This is a genomic window from Oryzomicrobium sp. (assembly GCF_021287045.1).
In the GTDB taxonomy this organism is placed as follows: domain Bacteria; phylum Pseudomonadota; class Gammaproteobacteria; order Burkholderiales; family Rhodocyclaceae; genus Oryzomicrobium.
Map to the genome: position 1 here is coordinate 1 of NZ_JAJTBG010000009.1, position 22,654 is coordinate 22,654.

General features: G+C 57.9%; 21 protein-coding genes, 2 tRNA genes and 1 pseudogene. 10 read left to right on the forward strand and 14 right to left on the reverse strand.

Translation table 11 applies throughout. The features are described 5' to 3' along the window. From LWW89_RS11215 to LWW89_RS11260, 10 genes and pseudogenes are all read right to left on the reverse strand, one after another. Positions 1-307, reverse strand: a pseudogene (locus LWW89_RS11215) (transposase); the annotation flags it as partial. 197 nt (positions 308-504) lie between these two features. Further along, positions 505-2,565 (reverse strand): capsular polysaccharide synthesis protein, encoded by a 2,061-nt coding sequence (locus tag LWW89_RS11220; protein WP_293264164.1) that lies wholly within the window; start codon positions 2,563-2,565, stop codon positions 505-507. A 901-nt stretch (positions 2,566-3,466) separates the two neighbouring features. Next, on the reverse strand, positions 3,467-4,597 hold the full coding sequence (locus LWW89_RS11225) for a hypothetical protein (RefSeq protein WP_293264166.1): 1,131 nt from the start codon (positions 4,595-4,597) through the stop codon (positions 3,467-3,469). Beyond that, the gene (locus LWW89_RS11230) at positions 4,594-5,460 is read right to left on the reverse strand and encodes a histidinol-phosphatase (RefSeq protein ID WP_293264168.1); all 867 of its coding nucleotides are present in this window, start codon (positions 5,458-5,460) and stop codon (positions 4,594-4,596) included. The genes LWW89_RS11225 and LWW89_RS11230 overlap by 4 nt, the downstream gene beginning before the upstream one ends. Beyond that, positions 5,457-6,416 (reverse strand): hypothetical protein, encoded by a 960-nt coding sequence (locus LWW89_RS11235; protein ID WP_293264170.1) that lies wholly within the window; start codon positions 6,414-6,416, stop codon positions 5,457-5,459. Before LWW89_RS11235 ends, LWW89_RS11230 begins: the two co-directional genes overlap by 4 nt. A 290-nt stretch (positions 6,417-6,706) precedes the next feature. Beyond that, positions 6,707-6,949, reverse strand: a complete 243-nt coding sequence (locus tag LWW89_RS11240) for a 4Fe-4S cluster-binding domain-containing protein (RefSeq protein WP_293264172.1) — start codon at positions 6,947-6,949, stop codon at positions 6,707-6,709. Between the two features lie 451 nt (positions 6,950-7,400). Further along, positions 7,401-8,441 (reverse strand): hypothetical protein, encoded by a 1,041-nt coding sequence (locus tag LWW89_RS11245; RefSeq protein ID WP_293264174.1) that lies wholly within the window; start codon positions 8,439-8,441, stop codon positions 7,401-7,403. Positions 8,442-8,620: 179 nt separating this feature from the next. Beyond that, positions 8,621-10,393, reverse strand: coding sequence for a recombinase family protein (locus tag LWW89_RS11250; RefSeq protein ID WP_293264176.1), 1,773 nt, complete (start codon positions 10,391-10,393; stop codon positions 8,621-8,623). Between the two features lie 251 nt (positions 10,394-10,644). Next, a complete protein-coding gene (locus LWW89_RS11255; protein WP_293264178.1) occupies positions 10,645-12,033 on the reverse strand; it encodes a tyrosine-type recombinase/integrase in 1,389 nt (462 codons plus the stop codon). 137 nt (positions 12,034-12,170) lie between these two features. Next, a tRNA-Pro gene (locus LWW89_RS11260) sits at positions 12,171-12,245 on the reverse strand. Between the two features lie 90 nt (positions 12,246-12,335). On the opposite strand from LWW89_RS11260, the gene LWW89_RS11265 reads away from it, so the two are divergent. The 6 genes from LWW89_RS11265 (at position 12,336) to LWW89_RS11290 (ending at position 16,059) form a co-directional block, all read left to right on the forward strand. Further along, positions 12,336-13,319, forward strand: a complete 984-nt coding sequence (locus LWW89_RS11265) for a site-specific integrase (protein WP_293264180.1) — start codon at positions 12,336-12,338, stop codon at positions 13,317-13,319. Positions 13,320-13,377: 58 nt separating this feature from the next. Further along, a complete protein-coding gene (locus LWW89_RS11270) occupies positions 13,378-13,518 on the forward strand; it encodes a hypothetical protein (protein WP_293264182.1) in 141 nt (46 codons plus the stop codon). Between the two features lie 246 nt (positions 13,519-13,764). After that, the gene (locus tag LWW89_RS11275) at positions 13,765-14,019 is read left to right on the forward strand and encodes a hypothetical protein (protein ID WP_293264184.1); all 255 of its coding nucleotides are present in this window, start codon (positions 13,765-13,767) and stop codon (positions 14,017-14,019) included. Continuing rightward, a complete protein-coding gene (locus tag LWW89_RS11280; RefSeq protein ID WP_293264186.1) occupies positions 14,016-14,546 on the forward strand; it encodes a hypothetical protein in 531 nt (176 codons plus the stop codon). Before LWW89_RS11275 ends, LWW89_RS11280 begins: the two co-directional genes overlap by 4 nt. Before the next feature lie 551 nt (positions 14,547-15,097). Next, on the forward strand, positions 15,098-15,604 hold the full coding sequence (locus LWW89_RS11285) for a KilA-N domain-containing protein (RefSeq protein ID WP_293264188.1): 507 nt from the start codon (positions 15,098-15,100) through the stop codon (positions 15,602-15,604). Further along, a complete protein-coding gene (locus tag LWW89_RS11290) occupies positions 15,601-16,059 on the forward strand; it encodes a BRO family protein (protein ID WP_293264190.1) in 459 nt (152 codons plus the stop codon). The genes LWW89_RS11285 and LWW89_RS11290 overlap by 4 nt, the downstream gene beginning before the upstream one ends. Positions 16,060-16,487: 428 nt before the next feature. On the opposite strand, the gene LWW89_RS11295 is transcribed toward LWW89_RS11290, so the two are convergent. Further along, positions 16,488-16,564 (reverse strand) — tRNA-Pro (locus LWW89_RS11295). Positions 16,565-16,622: 58 nt separating this feature from the next. Further along, positions 16,623-17,591: an octaprenyl diphosphate synthase gene (gene ispB / locus LWW89_RS11300; RefSeq protein ID WP_293264192.1), complete on the reverse strand. Its 969-nt coding sequence runs from the start codon at positions 17,589-17,591 to the stop codon at positions 16,623-16,625. A 196-nt stretch (positions 17,592-17,787) separates the two neighbouring features. Between ispB and rplU the strand changes: the two genes are divergently transcribed. The 4 genes from rplU to proB all read left to right on the forward strand — a co-directional run bounded on the left by rplU (position 17,788) and on the right by proB (position 20,756). Then, positions 17,788-18,099 (forward strand): 50S ribosomal protein L21, encoded by a 312-nt coding sequence (rplU, locus tag LWW89_RS11305; RefSeq protein WP_054621233.1) that lies wholly within the window; start codon positions 17,788-17,790, stop codon positions 18,097-18,099. A 16-nt stretch (positions 18,100-18,115) separates the two neighbouring features. After that, positions 18,116-18,379 carry a 50S ribosomal protein L27 gene (rpmA, locus tag LWW89_RS11310; RefSeq protein WP_293264197.1) on the forward strand — a complete coding sequence of 88 codons (264 nt, stop codon included), beginning with the start codon at positions 18,116-18,118 and terminating at the stop codon, positions 18,377-18,379. 125 nt (positions 18,380-18,504) lie between these two features. Beyond that, positions 18,505-19,638 carry an Obg family GTPase CgtA gene (gene cgtA / locus LWW89_RS11315; RefSeq protein ID WP_293264199.1) on the forward strand — a complete coding sequence of 378 codons (1,134 nt, stop codon included), beginning with the start codon at positions 18,505-18,507 and terminating at the stop codon, positions 19,636-19,638. Continuing rightward, on the forward strand, positions 19,635-20,756 hold the full coding sequence (gene proB / locus LWW89_RS11320) for a glutamate 5-kinase (protein WP_293264201.1): 1,122 nt from the start codon (positions 19,635-19,637) through the stop codon (positions 20,754-20,756). The genes cgtA and proB overlap by 4 nt, the downstream gene beginning before the upstream one ends. Positions 20,757-20,762: 6 nt before the next feature. Here proB and LWW89_RS11325 read toward each other — a convergent pair whose 3' ends face one another. Beyond that, positions 20,763-21,902, reverse strand: a complete 1,140-nt coding sequence (locus LWW89_RS11325) for an acyltransferase (RefSeq protein ID WP_293264203.1) — start codon at positions 21,900-21,902, stop codon at positions 20,763-20,765. A gap of 194 nt (positions 21,903-22,096) precedes the next feature. Next, positions 22,097-22,609: a disulfide bond formation protein B gene (locus LWW89_RS11330; RefSeq protein WP_293264205.1), complete on the reverse strand. Its 513-nt coding sequence runs from the start codon at positions 22,607-22,609 to the stop codon at positions 22,097-22,099. Positions 22,610-22,654: the final 45 nt, after the last annotated feature.

Below are 22,654 nucleotides of genomic sequence, written 5' to 3' on the forward strand. Positions count from 1 at the left end.
ACGAAGCCGAACTTCACATCGACTCCTTCGCGAAGTAGGCCGCGGCTTTTTTCAAGATGTCGCGCTCCATCTTGAGTTTGGCCACCTCCTTGCGCAGCCGCGCTATCTCAGCGTCCTGTGCCTTTTGCTTGCCATTGCCGGGAAACGCCTCTTGCGGTTCTTCCCGCAGTTCGCGGACCCATTTACGCAGAACGTTCTCGTGAATGTCCAAATCTGTGGCCGCCTGGGGGACCGATACCCCACGCTGCGTGACCAGTTTCACCGCCTCAAGCTTGAACTCGCGGCTGAACTTCCTTCTCGTGACCATCTGCCACCTCCCGTTTCATCTTCCACCTTAACAAGGTGTCAGCGAAACCGGCAGCAGCCCAAACAGTACGTTGCGGTTTTCCAGATCGGCCTTCTTTGTTGGGTCGCCCACGTTGAGTAGGTCGGCGAACTTGGTTGGTTCAACTTTTTTCAGACTACCTCAGTATTGCATATGGCAGTTTTTTCCAAGTAATTTAGCTAGGCCTCAGCAGGTAAAAAACCATAGAATTCGTGGTAGAGACTTTTCTTGTTTAAATAGTCGCCTAGACAAGTAAACTCTCGCTCCAACTCCTTTCTCAAATATCCCGGAATTACCAAAAACTCTATTTCTTGACAGATATCAATACGCTCATCTAGTGAGGTTGATATACCATCCCACGTATCCATATCCCCCTCAATAAAACATTGCAACATCTTTTTAGGTGAAGCCGGCTCATAAGAAGTTTTTCCACGACAGAATATATCGGAGATGGCATAAGGGCCATGCGTAAGGGCTGTTTCCTTACCACTTCTATGCATACTCTGCACTACAACCTCTCCAAGCAATTCTGGTTGCCTAGTAATGATAAGATGGTAGATTGAGTAATGGATGTGATACTCATTCAAGAAACTTATTTGACCTAAGCCGTAGTCTCTAAATGGCGGATAATCCATATAGTCTTTATCGGATGTTTTCCACTTCCAGTATTTATCGATTTCACAATTAAAAATCTGCAGAATATTGGAATTTTGTTTTGCGTACAAAACGCCTAATTCAATACCATCTTTTGCTTCTTCAAAGTAATTGCGCCCTTTCTCGTCCCTACGGGTAAATGTTACGTTTGTATAGCCAGCCAACGAGGCGCCTGTTGAATAAATAAAATTCTTGTACAAGGACACTTCTTCAAAGTCATGCCTGAGAAAAATAGTGCTCGTATCTAGATAAACACCACCATATCTTTCTAAAAGCCTAAGCCTAATAATGTCACTATGATTTCCATGCTGAACACTAGGGTCGCCAGTCTTCTCTATCAGTTGATGGAAGTATGGCGGGAGGGATATGTAGTTTTCAATGTAATCAGGCGCGCGCTTGTCTAATGTGGTAACGATAACAATCCAATCACTGCCACTTAACCTGGACTCTAAATTTTTTATATTTAACGCATGACCGATAGGCATGTCCTCTTTAGAAGAGTGCCAGTATAAGAAAACGACTTTTTTATTTTCCAGCCTATCACTGTTCTTAATTCGGTTTAACGCATAATCGATATCTACGTTTTCGAATTGATTCATATCCTTAATGCTTCCAAAGTCAACCATGCCCTTACTTTGAATAACTTCAAGGTTTCTATCTGTTTTCGGTTGCCAAATATTAAAATACTTAGTCTCAGGGTAGATGGCAACAACACCTTTCTTTAATACCTTAGAAACATGGACAAGAGATGTATCTACTGAGATCAATAGTCCTGATTTGCGAATTATCGGAATAACGCTTTCAAAATCTGTTATTCCTTTTACCAACTCAACATTAGACAAACTCAAGTCATCAACCAACCGCGAGGCTGATATTACAGAATTAGGAGAGTGCATAACTCCAAAGCTACTATCACGATGAGACGTAGCTAGATGCCTTATAAGAGACTTAGTTTTGTCGATAGAAATTGACTTGTCTTCCCGACTCCCGTAAGGGTTGATCAGAAAATCATAGCTTTTGGAAAAATAGTCTTTCTCTACACAAAATGAAGCTCCAACCAAAGTGTTGTTCCCACTAATTGCCATATCGACAATCGACTGGTAAATTCCGTAGATATCATTGTTTTTCGACTTATCTATGAATACCTTACTTGACATCTTTAAGGCGCTATCTGTGCTAAAAACGACTCGAGGGTTCAAGAGGAAAACACACAGAGCATCCTTAACCCCAAGCTTGCCAAAGAGTGGGACAACTGCATCACACCTTTTTACATTGAATGCGACCTTAACTAGATCAAGCCATCCAAAATTTTTCTCAATTACGTGAACTGAATCTACTTGTATCACCGAGCAATAGAGCGCACGCAGTGGTTCGTTGGTAATTACACTAACTCTTACACCGCAGTGAGAGGTTAGGAATTCGATGATGGGAGCCGAAGCGATAGCGTCACCGTACTTCCCATTCCAGTTAACGAAAACAATATGCCTGACGTTGCTATTTTTTTTCGTAAGCCGCTTGATGAATACAAATGACCAATCAAAAAGCCGTACCAGGAGTTCACTAAGCACAGGCAATAGAGTCTTCATTTAGAGCTGGCTCCGGTTGTTAGGACAGTTCTTTCCTGGCCGATAAGTGGACGCCGGCGGGTAGTTGCCCAGTCCCGGACGATTAATTTCGCGTTCATTGAATAATGCGGCTTGTTTGTGCAGTCGAACGATCATGATTTCTTGGCCTTGAGGTTTGCCAGAAGATTACCTATAACAAAATCTCGCGTGCCGTTGCAATTTTCAGGATGCGGTGATAAATATGATCATACGGAACTAGACACCGCCTTTGGCTCGGATCGTCTATAGTCGGCAAGACGCTGGTCAAATTCGGCGCACCGGCAAGAAGGATATGAATGCGTTCTCGACTGAGGCTCTGTTGGACAATCTTCACGAGTTGTTAGCCATTACGCCCGAAACTGAGCGAATCCATTCGCTCAAAGCACGGCTAGTACCCGGCCTAGGCGTGGCGCAGGGAACTCTCGCTCGCCAGTTGCCACTGATCAGCCAAGGCTTTCCCGAGGTCGTAGGCTGTTACCCTGGGACCATAAATATGGAGCTCGAATGTCCTCTCGAAGTGACGCAGCCCGATCATCGTACTGCTCCGCTCGCTTGGACTCCGAGCGGACGAACGACTGAAGTATTCGACCTGGTACGTATTGAGCTCGAGTTCGGCCCACTACCGACGCGCGTGCCCGCATGGTTGTACATTGCCCACGCATCCCCTCACCGTGGCACCCCGACCGTACATGAGGTGATAACTCAGCAGTTAAACCTGAGTGAGATCAGTGAGTGCCAAATTCATCTGCGCGCAAGCGCAGTAACACTGACACCCACACATTAACAAACGGTGCCCATCAGCCGCTCGCTCTCTCCCAACCAATAGCCACGATCAGCCTCTATGTGCAGGCACAATTTGGCCAACAAGCCTCAAGGCAGCTGTTCACGGGTGAATCGCCATACCATTGGTACTTAACAACCCGGCATTTGTCAGGTACTCCCTCAGCAACACCAAGGAAGGAGCACATTGCGGCTGACTTAGAAACTCGTTACCCAAGGCGGACTTGTACAGACGCAGCCAAGTCGGCGCAGGCACCTTCAGCAGGAATGCTGCGAGCGACTCTCGGTTTTCTTCCCCGAACAACAGGCGCAGGGTGCGCAGGATTGGTTGATAGTCCCTCGCAGACAACAGCTCCGCAACGGTATCATCCAGCCGCTGCTCGACCACCACGCTATTCAGTCGGTCCTCGACTGAGGCATCGCCGAGCGCCACACGGGGATCAATCGCCACCGGGTAAATCGCGTGGAACGACTTGGCACCGCTACGCATGGATTCATAAAGCACTTTGTCGGCGGTAGATCCGGTGACCAGCACATCGTCGCCGAAAATCACATGCACACCGCCCCATCGGTAGAAATTCTCAGCCGGAATGACATGATCCTGGACCAGATTGACATGCTCGCGCTCGTCGGTGCTGAGGCTGGCGTAGTCCTCGCAGGGCGGCGCAATCCTGGGTAGCTTGACGTTGATGATGGTCGGCAACGCCATATGCGCCAGTTTGACGTTGACCTCCTCGACCACGAACTCATAGAGCACGTTCGCCGTGGACGGCACGTTGCGCCAACCAGTGGTCATCATCACCACGTTGTCACCACAGGCCTTGGCGTTTTGGAACAGGTGTGACCATTGCGAGTCTGGCCTATCCAGCTCGCCACAGAGGTAGTCGATCAGTTGTCTTGCGAAATACCGGATGTCATGCACACCGCCGTATTTTGCACGGCTGTAGATCCCAGCCAGTGCTGTGGCATCGCTGCCCGTGGCCATGTCGCGGAACAACCCCGACTCGGCAGGTGTAAGGCAGTACAGGGCAGTACCCCCAAAAATCGAAACATACTCGGTCATGCTGATCAGGTCACGTGCAAACAGCTCGGCCGCGAACGTGCGGAATCCAGTTTTCACATCATTCGCACGGGGCTGAGCGGAAGCCTGCCGAAACATCGCCAACTGGACATCAACCGGGCTCTTAAGTACCTCGAACCATAGCGGAGAATTTCCGGGGTAAATCATGTTCAAGGCCGTTCAAGTCCTGCTGTCAAAGTTGCAGGTGTGCCCGGTAACGCCAGGCTGTCGAGGGCGACATCGATTCGTCGGCGCCTCTCGTAGTAACTAATGCTCTTCAGCCCCAAAGGCCTCAGGGCCTCAAGTAGTTCGGCAATGCCCGCACCGGCATCACTCGGGTCATGGGCATCAGACCCAATCGTGAAGGGCACTTCGTGCGAGATGAGTTGTGCCACCAATTCCCGAGACGGATAAGACCAAAAGCCTTGGACCTCCCTGCCCGTTGCAGGATCCAGGCTCGACTTTCGAAGACCTGAGGCATTGAGTTCGAATGCGATACCGCTTCTGGCGAGCGGTGCCAGTAAAGGTTCGAAACGGCGCAGGAAGATGTCTTCCGGCACGCCACGCAGCAAGGTGTCAGCGTGCCCTACAGCATCGAACAACCCACTGTCTAACAGACCTTCGAGATTGGCGAAGTAGCGATCTAGAAACACCTGCCCGGCAAGGCGTGGCAGCTCCCAGACCTTCACCATCGCTTCATCTGGAACTTCCACGTAATGAATCGAGCCGATTACAAAGTCCATTGGGTAACGAGCAAGCAGCTCGCGATTGAAGGCGTCAGTGCCTGGCATGTAGTCGAGCTCCAGGCCACACAGGATGGTGATCTGCCCCTGATAAATCTCCCGCGCCCGCTCGATGTCGGCGAAATATCGATCAAGCTCGGACGCAAGTAGACGATTGTCCGTGTCCACGGGGAACGGCGCGTGGTCGGTGATGGTTAGGACAGTCACGCCTGCGGCGACCGAGGCGCGAACTAACTCGTCGACAGTACCGATCGCATGCTTCGAATAAGAGGTGTGGCTGTGTGAGTCGATCATGCAGCGTCCCACTGTTCAAGCAACCCAGCATGACCTGCCAGTTCCTTCATCAGCCAGTAGGGGTTATTTGCCTTGGCGATGATCGAACGAAGCAGGTCGGTGTTATCAAGCCGCCCCAGCAACTCGGTAAAGGGGTGCGTATAAAGTGCTCGGGTTAACGGTGTTTCCCGCACGTAATCGACCAGCCGTTGCCAGTCGATCTGGTCAAAGTGAATGTTTCCCAAGCGCTGATTCTCGATGCCATACAGGTATATGTCACCGCTAGGCTTCACCGTTACATCCAAGCCGTTGGCCTGTGGTGGTTTGTTCAGGCTGCCGAAGGTGAAGGGCTTGTTAACCTTTGACTCGATCGCCTCGATGTAGCCCAACATATCCAGATAGCCGGGGGCGGTTCCTGGAGCTGGGTGTACGAGGTTCTTGTAGTCGATGCCGAAGCACTCACCGCCTGCGACCAGTACGTCTTCCAGCACACTGCGTGGCTCAATGGCTGCCTCAAGCCCCCAGCAGGCCAGTTCGGACTTTAGGTACTCGCGAGTAAAATTGCGATCGGTATCGATTGAGCGGAACGAGAAACTCAGCCCAGACGGTCGCCGACGCCGCAGGAAGTCCAAGCTGAAACCATGGGCTCGCCATTTGACCTTCTCGATATGATGGCTGTCTGCACTGAGGCGGATGTTGCAGGTGTCGCCATTGGCCAAGACAATCCGGTTTGTCGTGTCGTAGAACTCCTCCATCTTGTCATGTGGGTAGAACCCACTGGTGATGAATTCGAAGCACTTGCCACCTTTGGACAACCCGAGAATCTCGTGGAACACTTTGGCGTTGTTGAGTGGCTCGCCTTCACCACTGATGGAGATGCGCTTGACCTCCGAAGCATTGATCAACCTGGCAAGGTTTTCCCGCGCCAACGTTGATAGCTCCATGCTAATGCCCACTTTGTGCTTGTCGGCGTACATACAGAAGGCACAGCCGATGCCACATATTTGTGTAATGTCGATGTATAGGAGGTGCCCCTGAAGATGCATTAAAAACCTCAATCCAACCTTGCGCCAATGCATAGGTTTTTGTTGTAAACAATTTTCAATGGCTGCGATGACGGATGAAATCTATGCAAACCAATACCGGGCACCTCGAAAAACCCCTGCTTTGACAAAAATCGACCACGTAACCTTTTGATTTGTATTGATGTCGTTTTCTAGAAATGAGGTTTTTCGAGGTGCCCTACCGTCTGTCAGCGCCAAATCATTCAGCGCAATACTTTTTCTGGCCATCCATTTATAAACATCGAGCCATCAGTTCTCAGACGAACTTCAAGCACACGTTCAACTTCACCATCAATTTCAATTCGATCGTCGTAACGCGCTGTCAGATAATGGAATTGTTGATTCGTAGAACCCGCCCAACGACGACTATGCTCCGGCAAATTCGCTTCATACGGGCCATCCACCAATACATCCGTATATTGAAGTAACTGAACACTGCCAGGCAACTGCTGAATCGGACACAGGCTCGGAACTGCGGAGAAAAAATCTGATCTCTATTTCGTACTCTTCTGGGAACAAAACAGTACAAAACAACATTAGCTTTTAGCGTTAGCGTTCCGGCGCCAATCGGCTTGCTTAGCCTCGGAATAGCTATCCATTTGACCATCAAATCTCGGCACTTCCCCAAGCTCAGCTCACTCGAAAAGTGCAACCGCCTCAAACCAGGTGTAGTTCCCCAGCAGCCCTGGCTCAAGAAGATCTCTGAGCGCTGCTGCCGCGTCAAGCATGTTTTTTTGCCGCTTCGAATGGTTCACTCGTGCCTCCCTGTCACCTCTACTCGCATCGTTCTTGCGAAAAGCCCCCTGGCAAGGCAAATACGGCGTCGTTGAGATTCACCACTGTTTCAACGAATGGTTCCGGTCAATTGCAGGACGCCCCGCCCACTTGGCGTTATACCTATGGAACTATCCTGTAGGCTTTCTGTACCATTCCCTGTTTACTTTCAGGATTGACAATAGTGCTGTTGATCCAGATTACCCCACCGCCGTGCCGCTCATGCAGGTGCCGCAGATGACCGCGCCGAAGATGCATCCGCGGACTGGCATGGGTGCCGGCACCGCCTTCACTTCCAACTGTGCCGGTGGTTGGCCCTACTTCAAGGACCTTGTATTCGAAGAAGGGAATTTTGCCCTTCTTGCGCCGCTTTTCATTGAGAAGACGGGGTGCTGACTCGCTGGCCACCGAGACATTTCGGCAATTGAGCACTGCCAGGGCTTCATAAACCACCAGAGTCTCGTCATTGGTATCCAACTGCAAGCTCTTCACGCCGGCATCATGGTCGATTTCCAGCAACTCAAAGAGAGTCGAGAAGCTCAGCGCGCCACGCAACATGGCATGTTTGGTCTTCTCCCGATCTTTTAATGTGGTCTGGGATACCTCTTCCATAATTCTGCGCTCTCTATCGCCCATCCCATTCATGATGGCGTCACGATCAGCACTGGGAGGCGGGCCATCGAGGTTGGTGAAGGCCAGTCCCAGAGACGTATTCCAGGTATTCATTTCAGGAGAATCAAAAACCGCCTGAATGGCAATGCAGCGGGCTGGCAAGGTGGAGACGACGTCATCCTCGCCACAAAGGTAGTTCAACAGCAACTTGCGGTCGAGCGACAGGGCATGCGGATCGAAGGCCAGTGCGATGCGGCGCTTGGAAAGGATCGTGCCTTCCGCCGGCACATGGGAGGAATCATCTGCCATGAACTCGAAAGCACAAATCGGGTAGGGCAGCCGCTGGAGGTCGAACATCCGGGGATCGTAGTCCTGATCCTCGAAAAGCATGCCGTTGTCGGGAAGCACGAATTTCACGGCATCAACCAGCATCCCGGTTAGCCATCCGTACAACGAACGGATAGGGAGAGGTAGCCGATCACTGCCGGTTGATGCCAGGAAAAATTCTGCGGCGTGTGTACAGTAATGAGGCAAGTTTTTCATGGATTTCATCTCAGAATTATCCATCCTTCGCAGGGGCTTCCCCTGCCGGTTACTGAAGCAGCCTGTTTGTCACGGCCCCCATCCAGTGCGGGAGAAGCCATCCGGCCACTTACGGAAAGGCCGGTACAATAGCATCGCTTTGTCATGGAAATTAATGGCGCCAGGTGTGGGGTCGGACAAAGCAGTGCTCAAGCGGCGCAGGCCATGGCCATCAGTTGCCGGGAAACCGACAAGGGCCGGTAGGCCGGGCTGTCGACGGTGCCGGCAAGTTCCTCTGCCGTCACCATCGCCACCGACCACCGCTGGCTCGCCTCCATCCAATTGTCCGGGGTATAGCGCAGGCGGAAATGGAGGGTGACCGTTTTCGTGTCCACCGTCTCCGTCTCGCTGACCAGGGACATCGCAGACCCGGCGGCGAACTCGACGCTGAAGAACGAGTTGTAACGTCCCCGCTTGCCCAGGAAGACGATGCTGGGGAACAGGCGGGCCAGGACGGCACGTAGGCGCTCCGGCGGTAGCTCGCTGTCGAAGAACCCTTCAATGGTCCCTCGCGGGTCGACCCGAAGCTGCGCCTCGACGGCCTGGGCGTCCAGCTTGACTATCCCCGCTTCGAGCCGCTGGAGTCGTGCCTTGGCCTCCCTCACTTGCTGTCGGCACTCCAGATAACGCTTCTCCAGCACCTCATCCTCGGTGTCGCCTGCCAGTAGCCGCGAGTAGCGTTCCTGCTGGGTCTCCAACTGCCGCAATCGCTTGCGTAGCGCCTCCAATTCCGGCTGCGGGTTGCCCTCGAGCTTTTGCCGTAACGAGGCCCGAAAGGCCTCGATGAATTCCGTGGTCAGAAAATAGCTCAGCGCTTCCTTCAGCAGGCGCTCAACCCCGACCGTCGCCACTGTCACCGTCTGCCGCTCCCCTTCATCGAAGCTGGCCTTCGCTACGGTGCATTGGGCACAGTAAAGAGAACGGCACCGCTTCTGGGTGCTCAGCACCAGGGTACTGCCGCAGCAGCCGCAGGTTAGCAACCCCGACAAGGCGTGCTTGCCGCCACCGTAGCCGGATCGGCTGATACCCCCAGTGTTGCAACGATACCAGGTCTCGTTGCTGACCAGACGCAGATGCGGGCGCGGGTAGGCCGTGACCTCATCATCCAGTCCTTTCTTCTTGGCCATGGCCTGGTAGTTCGCCGAGTTGTGCCATTGAAATTCTCCCCGATAGATGGCATTGCTCAACAAGCCGCGCACACGGGACGGGCGCCAGTAGCCGCCGCTGTTCTTACGCGCCTTGCGGCTGGTCGGCACTTGGTTTTCGTTCAACCAGCGGGCGATCTGGTGCATCGACTGCCCTTGTTCCCGGCGCGCGTAGATTTCGCGGACGATAGCAGCCTGGGCCTCGTTGACCACCCAGTGCGTGCCGACGCGGCGCCCAGTGCCGTCGTACTCGTGCTGGAGGTTGTAGCCGAAGACCGCCGAGGCCACCATATAGCCGCGTTCCAGTTGGCCGACCATGCCGCGTGTAACGCGGTACTGGGTGTCGCGGGTCGATTGCTGGCCCACCATGCCAAAAAGGGCGGCGACCAGCTGCCAATTTGGTAGGTTGGTATCCAGGCCGTTGCCGGTAATGAGTCGGATGCGGCGGTTGTCCTCCAGGCGCTGGACCATCTTGGCGTGTTCAACGCCCTCGCGGGTCAGGCGGCTCCATTCATCGACGATAAGTACATCGAACTGGCCGGCTTCCCAGGCCGCGATTAGCCGCTGATACTCGGTACGTTTGGCGTCGTCCTTGCCGGTGGCGGAGAGAGCATCGTCGGAAAAGACCTGGACTTGGTCGGTCGACAGGCCATAGCGGCGGGCCAGCTCGTGGCAACGCCGAAGTTGGTCCTCACAGGAGGTCGGGGATTGTTTGTCGCAGGAGTAGCGCAGATAGAACGCTATGCGGATTGCACTTAGTAATGTAGGTAGAGTCATGAAACTTCTCCTGGCCGCTCGGGATGCTGCTGCTCGGCGCTCTTAAGCCGGCGGAAGGCAATGTCGGCCAGCAATTCGGCCAGATCCTGCACGGCGGGTAGTAGTGGCTCCCGGGGCTGGCAGTTACCTCGTATAGACGATTTCTGGTTTTTCGGTAAAAAAGGTGGCGATCTCATTTGTCTTCGGTCCTGTAGAAAAGCGCATGGCTCAGCCTTGATGCCGAGCCATGCCAAAACAGGGGAAATGCCTACTTAGGCGCAGTGCTTGACGGTCGAGCGACCGAACAAGGAGATAACCTTGGCCGGTCGCGGCGAAGACGGCTGCTCAGGTTCACTTCCCTTGGCCGCCCCAGAGAGAATGGCTGTAACCTTCTCCACACGCCGACGGCGACCACGGTGAACGTAGTCCTTCGTGGTCCGTTCAGCAGCAATGCCATCCATCTTTTGGGCCAAGCTGCCACAGCAAAGATGGGCGTAACGCAGCAGCATACGGGTATCTCGATGCCCAGAAATAGCTTGCAGCTCGATGAGTTGAAACTGCCCGGATTCGGCTAGACGGCTGATTGCCTCGTGACGCAGGTCATGGAAGTGCAGGTCCTTGATACCACTGGCCGGCACAACTCGACGGAAGAAGGCAATCTTCAGGGCATTGGCGGAAATCTTGAGGAGCCGCTCGTCATCGGAGACACAATCGGCCATCAACGCGGCCACAACCCCCAACGCCCGGCTGGTCAGCGGCACTTTGCGCGGACGGCCATTCTTGGTTTCCCGCAGTAGGACATAACGGGCGTCGAGAAAAACATCGTCCTTGCGGATGGACAATAATTCGCCGCGCCGAGCCGCTGTTTCGAGAGCCAGGATGATGGCCGGTTCTACATAAGGATTCTCGTCGGCCTGCGCCGCTTCAAGCAGACTGCTTTCTTCGGAAGGCGTGAGCCGGAGGTCCCGTTCGTTGAAATATTTGGGGCGCCGCAAGCCGATGAAGGGACTCTCGACCGCGGCAATCTTCCACACATCCGCCGAATAGCGGATCACCTGGGAGAGGACATCCAGGTCGCGGTCTACGGTTGCTGGCGCGACCTCCGTCAGGCGGTCGGTGATGAAATCCTGAAGGTCCTCAGTGCAGAGCGCAGCGAGCTTCTTGTCCACAAAGGACTCGCTGCGCAACATGCGGTTGATGCGATTGCTTTCGACATCGGCTCCCTTGTGGCCAGGGACCACCTCATCCCGGTAACGGACCATGATGTCGCGCAGGGTTGTCTGGGCGGCACTCGCGTAATCGCGAATGATGGAGACGGACAGCTCCGATTCGATTTTGAGACGGGCCTGCTCAGCCTCTTCTCGGGTATCGAAGGTGATGAACTGCACCCGGGCCCCTTGGCGACGCAGCCGAAGTTGGAAGGAGGTTTCGAGCTGAATCAGTTTTGCTTTGATCCCCTGGTCGCCAAGCGACCGAAGGTACGCCTCGGCATCTTGCTGCCGGTTATAAGCGAACTGCTTGTCGAGATGGGGTTTTGACCGTGCTTGAACCCGCCAGGGAGAGCGGTTCTGGATGTTGCTTCCGATGGAAGACCTGGACGGCATTGCAGCAACTCCTTTATTGAGAGTCACCGTATAGGTCAAAAGTTGTTTTTGACGCACAGATTTGAACGGATCGTGCGCCGAACCTCATCGGATTCGATTGGAGCACAAGTGGAGCACAACCAAAAACTTATGCTCCAATGCAACGCAACAAAAGAAAAAAGGCCTTGATTATCAAGGCCTTTTTTCAGGTTTGTTGGTCGGGGAAAGAGGATTCGAACCTCCGGCCCCTGCGTCCCGAACGCAGTGTATTCGTGCTGTACACCTCCCCGTTTCGCGCGGTAAATCAAGGCGTTAGAAACAGAGGAGACTAGCCGGGGCACCCTACTTGTCACCCTACTGTCACCCAAGGACGGTAGATCATGGCAACTATTCGGCAGAGAGGAAGTAGCTGGCAGGCAATCGTAAAGCGCAAAGGCTACCCCACCCAGTCCAAGAGCTTTGAACTCAAAAAGGATGCGGAGAAGTGGGCACGACACCAAGAGCGCCTACTTGATGCGGGAGCCTGGGTAGATCAGACAGAAGCCAACCAAACCACCCTTGGCGTCCTTCTCGACAGGTACGCACGAGAAATAAGCATCACCAAGCGGGGGGCTGAGATTGAATCTATCCGGTTGAAGGCCCTTTGTCGGTCCAAGCTGGCCCAATACTCGGTAGCAGCCATTACCGGGCAACTACTGGCCCAATGGCGGGACCAACGCCTAACCACTGTCTCCCGTAGCACCGTCACCCGGGAGCTACAGCTACTGAGCCATGTCTTCACCGTAGCTATCCAAGAGTGGGGCTATGGACTCAACAGCAACCCCGTCAGCCTGATCCGTAAGCCCACCCCCAACAAGGCCAGGGACCGGGTGCTGTCCAATGCTGAGAAGGCGTCCCTGCTGGATGCCCTGGACTCCTGCCGTAATCCCTGGATCAAGCCTGTAGTCATCTTCGCCATGGAGACGGCAGCCCGGAGGGGGGAAATCCTCTCATTGACCTGGGACTGTGTTGATCTTCAACGTGGGACAGCCAAGGTTGATGGCAAGACCGGAGCTAGGGCCATCCCCTTGTCTCCATCCTGTGTTGCCCTCCTGAGAAGCCTTCCGCGCTCCCTTGATGGTCGGGTATTCCCGGTGACCGTCGAGGCCCTCAAGCAAGCCTACGAGAGGACTGTGGCCCGGGCAGGGATCAAGGATTTCACCTTCCATGACCTGCGCCACGACGCCCTTACCCGACTCGCCAAGAAGGGCCTATCGGTCTTGGAGCTACGGGCCATCTCAGGCCATACCACGGCCAACATGCTGCAACGGTATGTCTCCATTGATGCCGGAGAACTGGCCGAGAAGTTGGCCGCCTTTGGCTGATCCCCTGCCCTTCTGACTATCTGTAATTTTTCCCACTAACCTACTTTAGGAGACCCTGATGTACTGCAAGCTGTTCGGTGTCGAGTTCTTCTTTGATCGTCGCCTGGATACCACCGGCCCCAACTTCCACCTGTTGAAGGAAGGCCCCGGAGAACTGGAGTTCTTCGTCCCCGGGTGGAGTCTGGTAGTGAGCTACTGAGGAAGGGCCTGGGAATGAGCAGTAGCCCATAACCAACACCCCAGCACAGGAGGCCCCCTTAGTGGGGCCTTTTTGTTGCCCCTGGTGGGGAACACCATCACCCGGGAAACCGGCACCTATTGGATGGAGACGGCACCACGGAGCAGTCCCGCCGCCCCTTCCTGCATTCCCCCTTAACAACCCGGAGAGTCTCCCATGGCTGGCCCTGTGTCATGCCGTGGTGGCCTCCTATTGCTTGAAGAACTGATGATGATGATCGAACTACCTCCCCCGCACGTGTCCCGCTTGTTCATCCTGCCCATCCCCACCTTCGACTACCTCAAGCGGTATCAACGTGCTGTTGCTGCCAGGACTGGTCAGAAGTTGGACAACAGCCAAGTGATTACCCAACTCCTGGCTGAACATGAGCAGTTCATCGGCCTGACAGGGAAGCCCTCCGCTGCCCCCAAGGCTGCACTGTTGATGCCTCCCAAGGTGAGCGCCAAGGAGGGCCAGGAGTGAGCAATAGCCGGTCCTATGATGGCGATGGAACTACGGAGGATCGGCTGACGGACTTGGTGGTGCTCTCTTGCGAAAGGCGAGGAAGCAAACTCAACGTTACCGAGTATCTGGACCTAGCTACGGGTGAAGTTCTCAACACCGAGGAAGCAAGAAGCAGGGGTGTCACCAGCATACGCCCTGATGCGATGGTGAGACGGGAAAGGAAACTTGAAACCCTGAGAGTCGAACCCAAGAGATTTGCCCAGTTCCTTCTCAGGTTCAGGGATCAACGGTGTGGGTTCCTCGTTGGTGTTGATACCCTGGTGAAATGGTATTCACGCCTTACGGGGATGGCATCCAAGAACATCCGCCGATACTTCGATGCCCTTACCAAAGCAGGGATTCTTGACCACGACCACGTGCTGGACAGGGACTTCATGGTGAGGAATCCCAACGCGGGGAAGGTAGAAGCCCGAGGTGCCACCTTCAAAGCATCCTGCATGTTCTCCCTGATGCTGCTAGGAAGTGAGCAAACGGCTCACTTTTGACCACAACTTATCCTTTTATTTCAATTAGTTAATCAATTTTGCCTTTAGATATAAAGGAAACACCCAGGGAGTTCCTTCCCCAGGGCAACCTATAGAAAACACGAGGAAGCCCTTGGGAAGGTCCAGGGGAGAATTAACCTTGGTCATCTTCATCAATGGCAAGACAGGGCAAATCCTTCTCTGTTGAACACCAAGGATGATGATTGACCACGGTCATCCCCTGCTCAACTACAGGACAACCATAGGCACTCTCCCATCACCTCCCGATGGGGGAGTCCTATGGCTGTCGTGTAGTTAGCAGCCCTGGGGGGATGCCTTCTTCTGTGTTCAACAGCCAGACCGCCAGCCCCCCGATTACCTCTCGATCCTGCCCCCTGGTTTCCTCATGTTGTCGTGTCCCACCGTTCCCCAAATTGTGGGGACATTGTGGGTAATCCGGCACCTATTGTGGGTGGCTACTAAAGGTGTCCTATAGGAGTCCAGCGAGGCTGGCCTATAGGGCATTTTTCTTGTGCCCACCTCTTCAACCATCGCTTTTCAGTGAGGAAAACATGACCAACCAACTCATCACCATCGACAACATCACCATTCGCCAGGACAGCGAGGGTCGTTACTGCCTCAATGACCTGCACCGGGCAGCTGGCGGTCTGGAGAAGGACAAACCGGGTAACTGGCTGATGCTGGACAAGACCGTAAAGCTGGCTGACCTCGCTGGTTCAACTGCTGGGATTCCAGCAATTAGCTCGAAAGCTGGCCGCTATGGCGGCACCTTCGCTGTAAGGGAACTGGTCTATGCCTACGCTACCTGGATCAACGAGGGGTTCTACCTCAAGGTTCTCCGCTTCTTTGACCGGGGTGTGACCCAGGGTGTGGCCGTGGCTGACCACGCTGCTGCTGACCTCCTGAAGAACCCCCTCAAGTACCTGGAGGCCATCATCGGTCAAGCCAAGGAACTCCAGGCCCGTCTTGAGGTGGTTGAACCCAAGGCGGCAGTCTTCGATGCCACCGTGGCGGTACGGAAGGTGACCCTGGGGGACTTCGCCAGACGCCCAACATGACCAACAACGTGATCACCTTCAACTTCAACTCCCAGCCCATCCGTGTGGTGGAAATCGACGGGAACCCCTGGTTCGTAACTAAGGACATCACTATTGCCTTTGGCTGGACCTACCAGAACCTGAAGGCCCACCTGAGCCGTAACATTGGAGAGGACGAACGGGGGCAAACCAGGATTGCCACCCCTGGTGGGATTCAGAGTATGAGCATCGTTTCCGAGTCCGGCCTCTACAAGCTGGTGATGCGGAGTGACAAGCCCCAGGCCAAAGCCTTCCAGGACTGGGTGGCTCGTGAAGTGCTCCCTTCGATCCGTAAGACGGGGGCCTATGTGATGGGACAACCGAGCATCCAGCAGAACCCCACCATGGACCACTTGGAACTCGCTGCTGCCCAGGTGGTGGCCCTACAGAAGATCATTGCCCCAGGTTTCACCACAAAATTGGGAGAGGCTTCCTGATCGCGGTCTGGGATCAATTTCCCCCCTTGGCCCCCTCGCGATGACCCTGGATGGTCATGGCCCCAAGTCTCCCCTACCCCTTGGCCTTCTTCCTGACCTGCCCCTGGACTACGGGAGGCCATAAAGGACGCTCCCAGGCCCTACAGGAGCAGCCAGGGACAAAGGAAGGGGAACCCTACTGTGAATCCCCAGGCAGCCACTACAGGGCCACTACAGGGCCTTGGTGAGGCACCAGGGGGAATGCGGGGTGTTGTGAACGTGGGCGGTGTCGTGGTAGCTTGGAAAAAGGTAACAGGGGGTGATTGTGTCACCCTGCTGTCACCCGAGCGTCACCCTGAAACCCAAGTAGTGGGGACAGCGTAGTGACCCTGAGCTAACGGCACAAAAGAAAAAAGCCCTGATTTCTCAAGGCTTTTCTCTTCTCGAATTGGTCGGGGAAAGAGGATTCGAACCTCCGGCCCCTGCGTCCCGAACGCAGTGCTCTACCAGGCTGAGCTATTCCCCGTACAGCGGCGCGGGTGAAACTCGGGAAGGAGCCTCACCGCAAATCTTGCGGTTTTGACTCAATAAGACCGCGCAACTGCGAAGGACGACAATTCTAACAGCGAATCCTTGTAAGTGGAAGGGGGCAACGCAGCAATTGCTGCTTCTGCCTTGGCCACTTCCACTTTGGCCTGAGCCCGGGTGTGCTCCAGGGCGCCGGTGGCGCGGATGGCGGCGAGCACGGCTGGAAAATCATCCCGGCCGCCTTCCTCGATGGCATGGCGCACCGCCGCCGCCTGCTCGGTGGTGCCGTGCTGCATGGCATAGATGAGCGGCAGGGTCGGCTTGCCTTCGGCCAGGTCGTCGCCCAGGTGCTTGCCGGTCTCGGCTTCCTCGCCGGAATAGTCGAGCACGTCGTCGATCAGCTGAAAGGCGGTACCCACGTGCATGCCGTAGGCGGCGAGGCCGGCCTCGATCTCGGGAGACGCGCCGCCCAGGATGGCGCCGAGCTGGGTCGCCGCCTCGAACAGCTTGGCCGTCTTGTAGTGGATGACCTGCAGGTAGCGCACTTCGTCCACGTCGGCGTCGTGGCAGTTCATCAGTTGCAACACCTCGCCCTCGGCGATGATGTTGGTGGCGCTGGATAGCACCTCCATCACCCGCATGTTGCCCACCGTGACCATCATCTGGAAGGCTCGGGAATAGAGGAAGTCGCCCACCAGCACGCTGGCGGCGTTGCCGAACAGGGCGTTGGCGGTATCGCGGCCGCGGCGCAGGGAGGATTCGTCCACCACGTCGTCGTGCAGCAGGGTGGCGGTATGGATGAATTCGACCACCGCCGCCAGCTCGTGGTGGCGGGTGCCCTGGTAGCCCAGGGCGCCGGCGGACAGGAGGACCAGCGCCGGACGCAGGCGCTTGCCGCCGCTATTGACGATGTACTCGGCCACCTGGCGCACCAGCACCACGTCGGAATGCAGTTGCTGGCGAATGACGGCGTCCACCGCCTTCATGTCCGGCGCGATGAGCGCATAAAGCTGGTCGAGATTCACGATTGTTCTTCGAAGGAGCGGGCAAAGACGCCGAAACCGCGGGATAGTAGGCGGCCCGCCGCGCCAGCGTCAAGCACGCGGCCGGGAAAACGGCGGAAGCCTTTGACGCAGCTTGAAAAATACGTATAATCGCGGGTTCTTTGTCTGACCCCCGGCGCTCTTCATGGCGATTCGGGATTTTTGTTTGGAGTCCAACATGTACGCGGTCGTAAAAACCGGTGGCAAGCAGTATCGCGTGTCCGCCGGCGAAAAACTTAAAGTAGAACAGATACCTGCAGACGTTGGCGCCCAGATCACCCTCGACCAGGTCCTCATGGTAGGCGAAGGCGAGTCGGTGAAGATCGGCGCCCCGCTGGTTGCCGGGGCCAAGGTCACCGCCACCGTGGTTTCCCACGGTCGCCACGACAAGGTCAAGATTTTCAAGATGCGCCGCCGCAAGCACTACCAGAAGCACCAGGGCCATCGCCAGAATTACACCGAGCTCAAGATCGAAGCGATCTCGGCTTAATTAAGGAGCTACCAACATGGCACACAAAAAGGCAGGCGGTTCTTCCCGCAACGGCCGCGACTCAGAAGCTAAACGACTGGGCGTAAAGCGCTACGGCGGCCAAGTGGTTCTCGCTGGCAACATCCTGGTGCGTCAGCGTGGCACCCAGTTCCACGCCGGCGAAGGCGTGGGCGTGGGCAAGGACCACACCCTGTTCGCCCTGGTCGACGGCAAGGTGCAGTTCTCCGTCAAGGGTGAAAAGCAGCGCCGTTTCGTGAGCATCGTTCCCGCCCAGCAGTAAGCGGCAACCGCTCTGAAGAAGCCCTATCCTTGCGGTAGGGCTTTTTCGTTTCTACCTTTCCGCCCCCCAGCGTTCCACCGCTTCCCGCCGCCCCACTGGGGCCGCCGCGCACCGAGACCGACCTCATGAAATTCATCGACGAAGCCAAAATCGAAGTCATCGCCGGCAAGGGCGGCGACGGGTCCGCCTCGTTCCGCCGCGAGAAATTCATCCCCTTCGGCGGCCCGGATGGCGGCGACGGCGGCCGGGGCGGCAGCATCTACGCCGTGGCCGACCGCAACATCAATACCCTGGTCGATTACCGCTACACCCGCAAGTTCAAGGCCAACAACGGCGAACGGGGCCGCGGCTCCGACTGCTACGGCAAGGGTGCCGACGACCTGATCCTGCGCGTGCCGGTGGGCACGGTGATCTCCGACCTGAATACCGGCGAGATCGTTGCCGACCTGGCCAGCGACGGCCAGAAGGCGCGCATCGCCCGGGGGGGCCGCGGCGGCCTGGGCAACCTGCACTTCAAGTCCAGCACCAACCGGGCGCCGCGCCAGTTCACCCGGGGCGAACCCGGCGAAGAGCGGGAACTCAAGATGGAGCTGCGCGTGCTCGCCGACGTGGGCCTGCTCGGCCTGCCCAACGCCGGCAAGAGCACCTTCATTCGTTCGGTTTCCGCCGCCAAGCCCAAGGTGGCCGACTACCCCTTCACCACCCTGCACCCCAACCTGGGGGTGGTGCGCACCGACGAGAACCGCAGCTTCGTCATCGCCGACGTGCCGGGCCTGATCGAAGGCGCCGCCGACGGCGCCGGCCTGGGCCACCGCTTCCTCAAGCACTTGCAGCGCACCCGCATCCTGCTGCACCTGGTGGACCTGGCGCCCCTGGACCCGGAAGCCGATCCGGTGCACGACGCCGTAGCCATCGTCGCCGAGTTGGACAAGTACGACCGGCGCCTGGCGGACAAGCCCCGCTGGCTGGTGCTCAACAAGCTGGACCTGATCCCCGAGGAGGAGCGGGACCAGCGCGTCGCCGACTTCCTCGCCGCCTTCAAGGCCGCCACAGGCCAGGACGAGCTGGGCCCGGTGTTCCGCATCTCCGCCATCAGCGGCGACGGCACCCGTCCCCTGGTCTATGCCATCCAGGACACCCTGGACGCCATGGGCCCGGCCCTGGTCGAAGCCTGGGAAGAGAAGGACGACGATTACGGCGACACCCTGCCCGGCCCGATCGAGGAGCTGCCGCTGGACGACGAGGAGGATGCGGAATGAGCTCCGCCACCCGCCTCGCCGACGCCACCCGCCTGGTGGCCAAGGTCGGCTCTGCCCTGGTCACCGCCAACGGCCAGGGGCTGGACGAAGCCGCCATCGGCGAATGGGCGCGGCAGATCGCCGCCCTGGTGGCCAACGGCCGCCAGGTGGTGCTGGTCTCCTCCGGCGCCATCGCCTGCGGCATGCAGCGCCTGGGCTGGAGCAAGCGCCCCAGCACCGTTCCCGAACTCCAGGCCGCCGCCGCCGTGGGCCAGATGGGCCTGGCCCAGATCTACGAAAGCGCCTTTGCCAACCACGGTCTGAAGACCGCCCAGGTGCTGCTCACCCATGAAGACCTGGCCGACCGCACCCGCTACCTGAACGCCCGCTCCACCCTGACCACCCTGCTCTCCCTGGGGGTGGTGCCGATCATCAACGAGAACGACACGGTGGTCACCGCCGAGATCAAGTTCGGCGACAACGACACCCTGGGCGCCCTGGTGGCCAACCTGGTGGAAGCCGACGCTCTGGTCATCCTCACCGACCAGATCGGCCTGTTCACCGCCGATCCGCGCAAGGACCCCAACGCCACCCTGATCCGCGAGGCCAGCGCCGGCGACCCGGCCCTGGAAGCCATGGCCGGCGGCGCCGGCACGGCGGTGGGCACCGGCGGCATGATCACCAAGGTGCTGGCCGCCAAGCGCGCCGCCCGTAGCGGCGCCGCCACGGTGATCGCCAGCGGCCGGGAAAAGGACGTGCTCGCCCGCCTCGCCGCCGGCGAATCCATCGGCACCTTGCTGGTGGCCCAGCAGGCGCCCCTGGCGGCACGCAAGCAATGGCTGGCCGACCACCTGCAACTGGCCGGCCGTCTGCGCCTGGATGCCGGCGCCGTCAGCGCCCTGGCCGAAGGCAAGAGCCTGCTGCCGGTGGGCGTGATCGAGGTCGAAGGCGAATTCGAACGGGGCGCCGCCGTGGCCTGCATCGGCCCGGACGGCCGGGAAGTGGCCCGGGGCCTGGCCAACTACGGCTCCAGCGACGCCCGGCGCATCGCCCGGCGCGGCAGCCACGAGATCGCCGACCTGCTCGGCTACGTGGACGCCCCGGAACTGATCCACCGGGACAACCTGGTCACCCTCTGACCCCGGTCACTGCCGCACACCCGGATCAGGCGCCCGCCGCCGCAGTCCGGCCGGGCCGCGCCGCCCGATCCGGCGCCCCAGGGCGGCGGCGGGCAGTTCCACCCAGCGGTAGAACAGCCGAGCCAACGCCAGGCTGAGGCCAAAGGCCAGGCCCAGGGCGAGGACCGCCAGCTCCGGCGAATCCCATTCGAGCCTGGCCCACAGGGCGCCGACAAACACCAGCACCGGAAAGTGCACCAGGAAGAGGCTGAAGGAAATCCGCCCCACCCCCAGCACGGCCTTGTGCCGCGGCCAGCTGGCGCCCCAGCCGCGCCACTCCCCGTGCCACAGCAGCGCCCCCACCAGCAGGGCACTGAGCAACCGCCAGCGCCACTCGAACCCCATGGCGGCCACCAGCAACAGGGCATAGAGCCAGAAGGACCACGGCGAGCGGGCGCGATGAACCGCGTGGTGGATGACGATGCCCATGAAGAAATAGGGGAAGAAGTACAGCCACCAGCTATCCCAGTCGGGATTCAGGTTGAAGTGGAACAGGGAGAAGGCCGCCAGGGGCCAGCCGAGCAGCAGGGGCACGTTGAGACGCCCCCGGCCTGGGCCGTCCCGCAGCCACAGCCCGGCCGCATAGACCAGGGCCAGCTGGAAATTGACGCAGATAAACCAGAACCCCGCCGACAGGTGCTCGTAGCCGAGGATGGCCTGGAGGAAAAAGAGGTGGGCCAGCACCTGGGGCACGGTCACGGGGGCCCCGGTCAATTCCTCCGGCAGCCAATCCCGGCCGTACAGGTAGGCCAGCCCCACCAACCCCATGGCCGCCAGATAAGGCAGGCCCAGGCGGCAGTAGCGCCGCACCACATAGCGCCCCAGGACGGGCAGGCGCCAGTCCCGCCCGCTCATGCTCAAGGCCATCACGTAGCCGCCGACCACGAAGAACACCTGGGTGGCCCGGCCGTGATCCGCCAGCCAATCGAGCAGATTGCCCATCACCGGCGCCGCCCAATCCCTGAGCGGCGGGTAGAGGGCGAAGTGGTGCCAGGCAATGACCACGGCCGCCACGGCCCGCAGGGCGATGACGAAATAGCGGGTATCGACGGCCGACCGGGGCGGCGAGGCGTCGGCACAGGGAAGAGCGGCGGGGGGAGCAACCATGGACGTACAACCTGGCCGGTAAAACGAATGGGGCGAACTGGCCGACGATTCCGGCAGCGATTGGCATGGCTGGCACCACTGGCATGGCCTGGATGCCGATGGTCTACCCCGGTAAAAACGACGAAGCCTTCGCAATGGAAGGCTTCGTTGGTGGATCGCGCGCCCGGCAAGGCGCCGCGTTCAGCCCGTGCGGATCAGCTCCGCCCCAGGCTGCGGCGCGCCACCGCCGCCAGGGCGCCCACGTAACCGACGAAGGCCACCAGGGACCAGTGGGCCATGGACAGGCCGAGGAACACCCACTCCTTGCTGCTGCAAAAGCCGGTGGCGAGGAACAGGCGGGGCCAGCGTTCGCCCAGCCACTCCACGGTCTGCTCCATCAGGTTGGGGGGGCCAAAGCCGCACTCCAGGGCCGGGTCGGCCATCCATTGCAGCCAGCCCTGGTAACCCGCCGCGGCGATGCCGCCCAGGGCCGCCATCAGGGCGATCAACAAGCCCCAGGGGCGCAGGGGCCGCCCGGCGGCGGCAATCAGGGCGCCACAGCCGATGGCCAGGTAGAGCACCCGCTGGAAGATGCACAAAGGGCACGGGTTGAGGCGCAGGGCCTCGCCGAGGACCACGCCGACGCCCACCAGGGCGAAGGCGCCGAAGCCGAGCACCAGGCAGGCGGTCCGGTCCGAGATGCGGCCGCAGAGCGACGACAAAGACATGGGGGCTCCCAGGAAAGAAACGGGCGGCGCCAGCCCCAGCCGGGT

Bases quoted from the DNA above. Each gene is read 5' to 3' on its own strand.
- LWW89_RS11220 (WP_293264164.1), bottom strand. From the start codon at position 2,565: ATGAAGACTCTATTGCCTGTGCTTAGTGAACTCCTGGTACGGCTTTTT.
- LWW89_RS11230 (WP_293264168.1), bottom strand. From the start codon at position 5,460: ATGATCGACTCACACAGCCACACCTCTTATTCGAAGCATGCGATCGGT.
- LWW89_RS11235 (WP_293264170.1), bottom strand. From the start codon at position 6,416: ATGTACGCCGACAAGCACAAAGTGGGCATTAGCATGGAGCTATCAACG.
- LWW89_RS11245 (WP_293264174.1), bottom strand. From the start codon at position 8,441: ATGAAATCCATGAAAAACTTGCCTCATTACTGTACACACGCCGCAGAA.
- LWW89_RS11250 (WP_293264176.1), bottom strand. From the start codon at position 10,393: ATGACTCTACCTACATTACTAAGTGCAATCCGCATAGCGTTCTATCTG.
- LWW89_RS11265 (WP_293264180.1), top strand. From the start codon at position 12,336: ATGGCAACTATTCGGCAGAGAGGAAGTAGCTGGCAGGCAATCGTAAAG.
- LWW89_RS11270 (WP_293264182.1), top strand. From the start codon at position 13,378: ATGTACTGCAAGCTGTTCGGTGTCGAGTTCTTCTTTGATCGTCGCCTG.
- LWW89_RS11275 (WP_293264184.1), top strand. From the start codon at position 13,765: ATGATGATGATCGAACTACCTCCCCCGCACGTGTCCCGCTTGTTCATC.
- LWW89_RS11285 (WP_293264188.1), top strand. From the start codon at position 15,098: ATGACCAACCAACTCATCACCATCGACAACATCACCATTCGCCAGGAC.
- LWW89_RS11290 (WP_293264190.1), top strand. From the start codon at position 15,601: ATGACCAACAACGTGATCACCTTCAACTTCAACTCCCAGCCCATCCGT.
- rplU (WP_054621233.1), top strand. From the start codon at position 17,788: ATGTACGCGGTCGTAAAAACCGGTGGCAAGCAGTATCGCGTGTCCGCC.
- rpmA (WP_293264197.1), top strand. From the start codon at position 18,116: ATGGCACACAAAAAGGCAGGCGGTTCTTCCCGCAACGGCCGCGACTCA.
- cgtA (WP_293264199.1), top strand. From the start codon at position 18,505: ATGAAATTCATCGACGAAGCCAAAATCGAAGTCATCGCCGGCAAGGGC.
- proB (WP_293264201.1), top strand. From the start codon at position 19,635: ATGAGCTCCGCCACCCGCCTCGCCGACGCCACCCGCCTGGTGGCCAAG.
- LWW89_RS11325 (WP_293264203.1), bottom strand. From the start codon at position 21,902: ATGGTTGCTCCCCCCGCCGCTCTTCCCTGTGCCGACGCCTCGCCGCCC.
- LWW89_RS11330 (WP_293264205.1), bottom strand. From the start codon at position 22,609: ATGTCTTTGTCGTCGCTCTGCGGCCGCATCTCGGACCGGACCGCCTGC.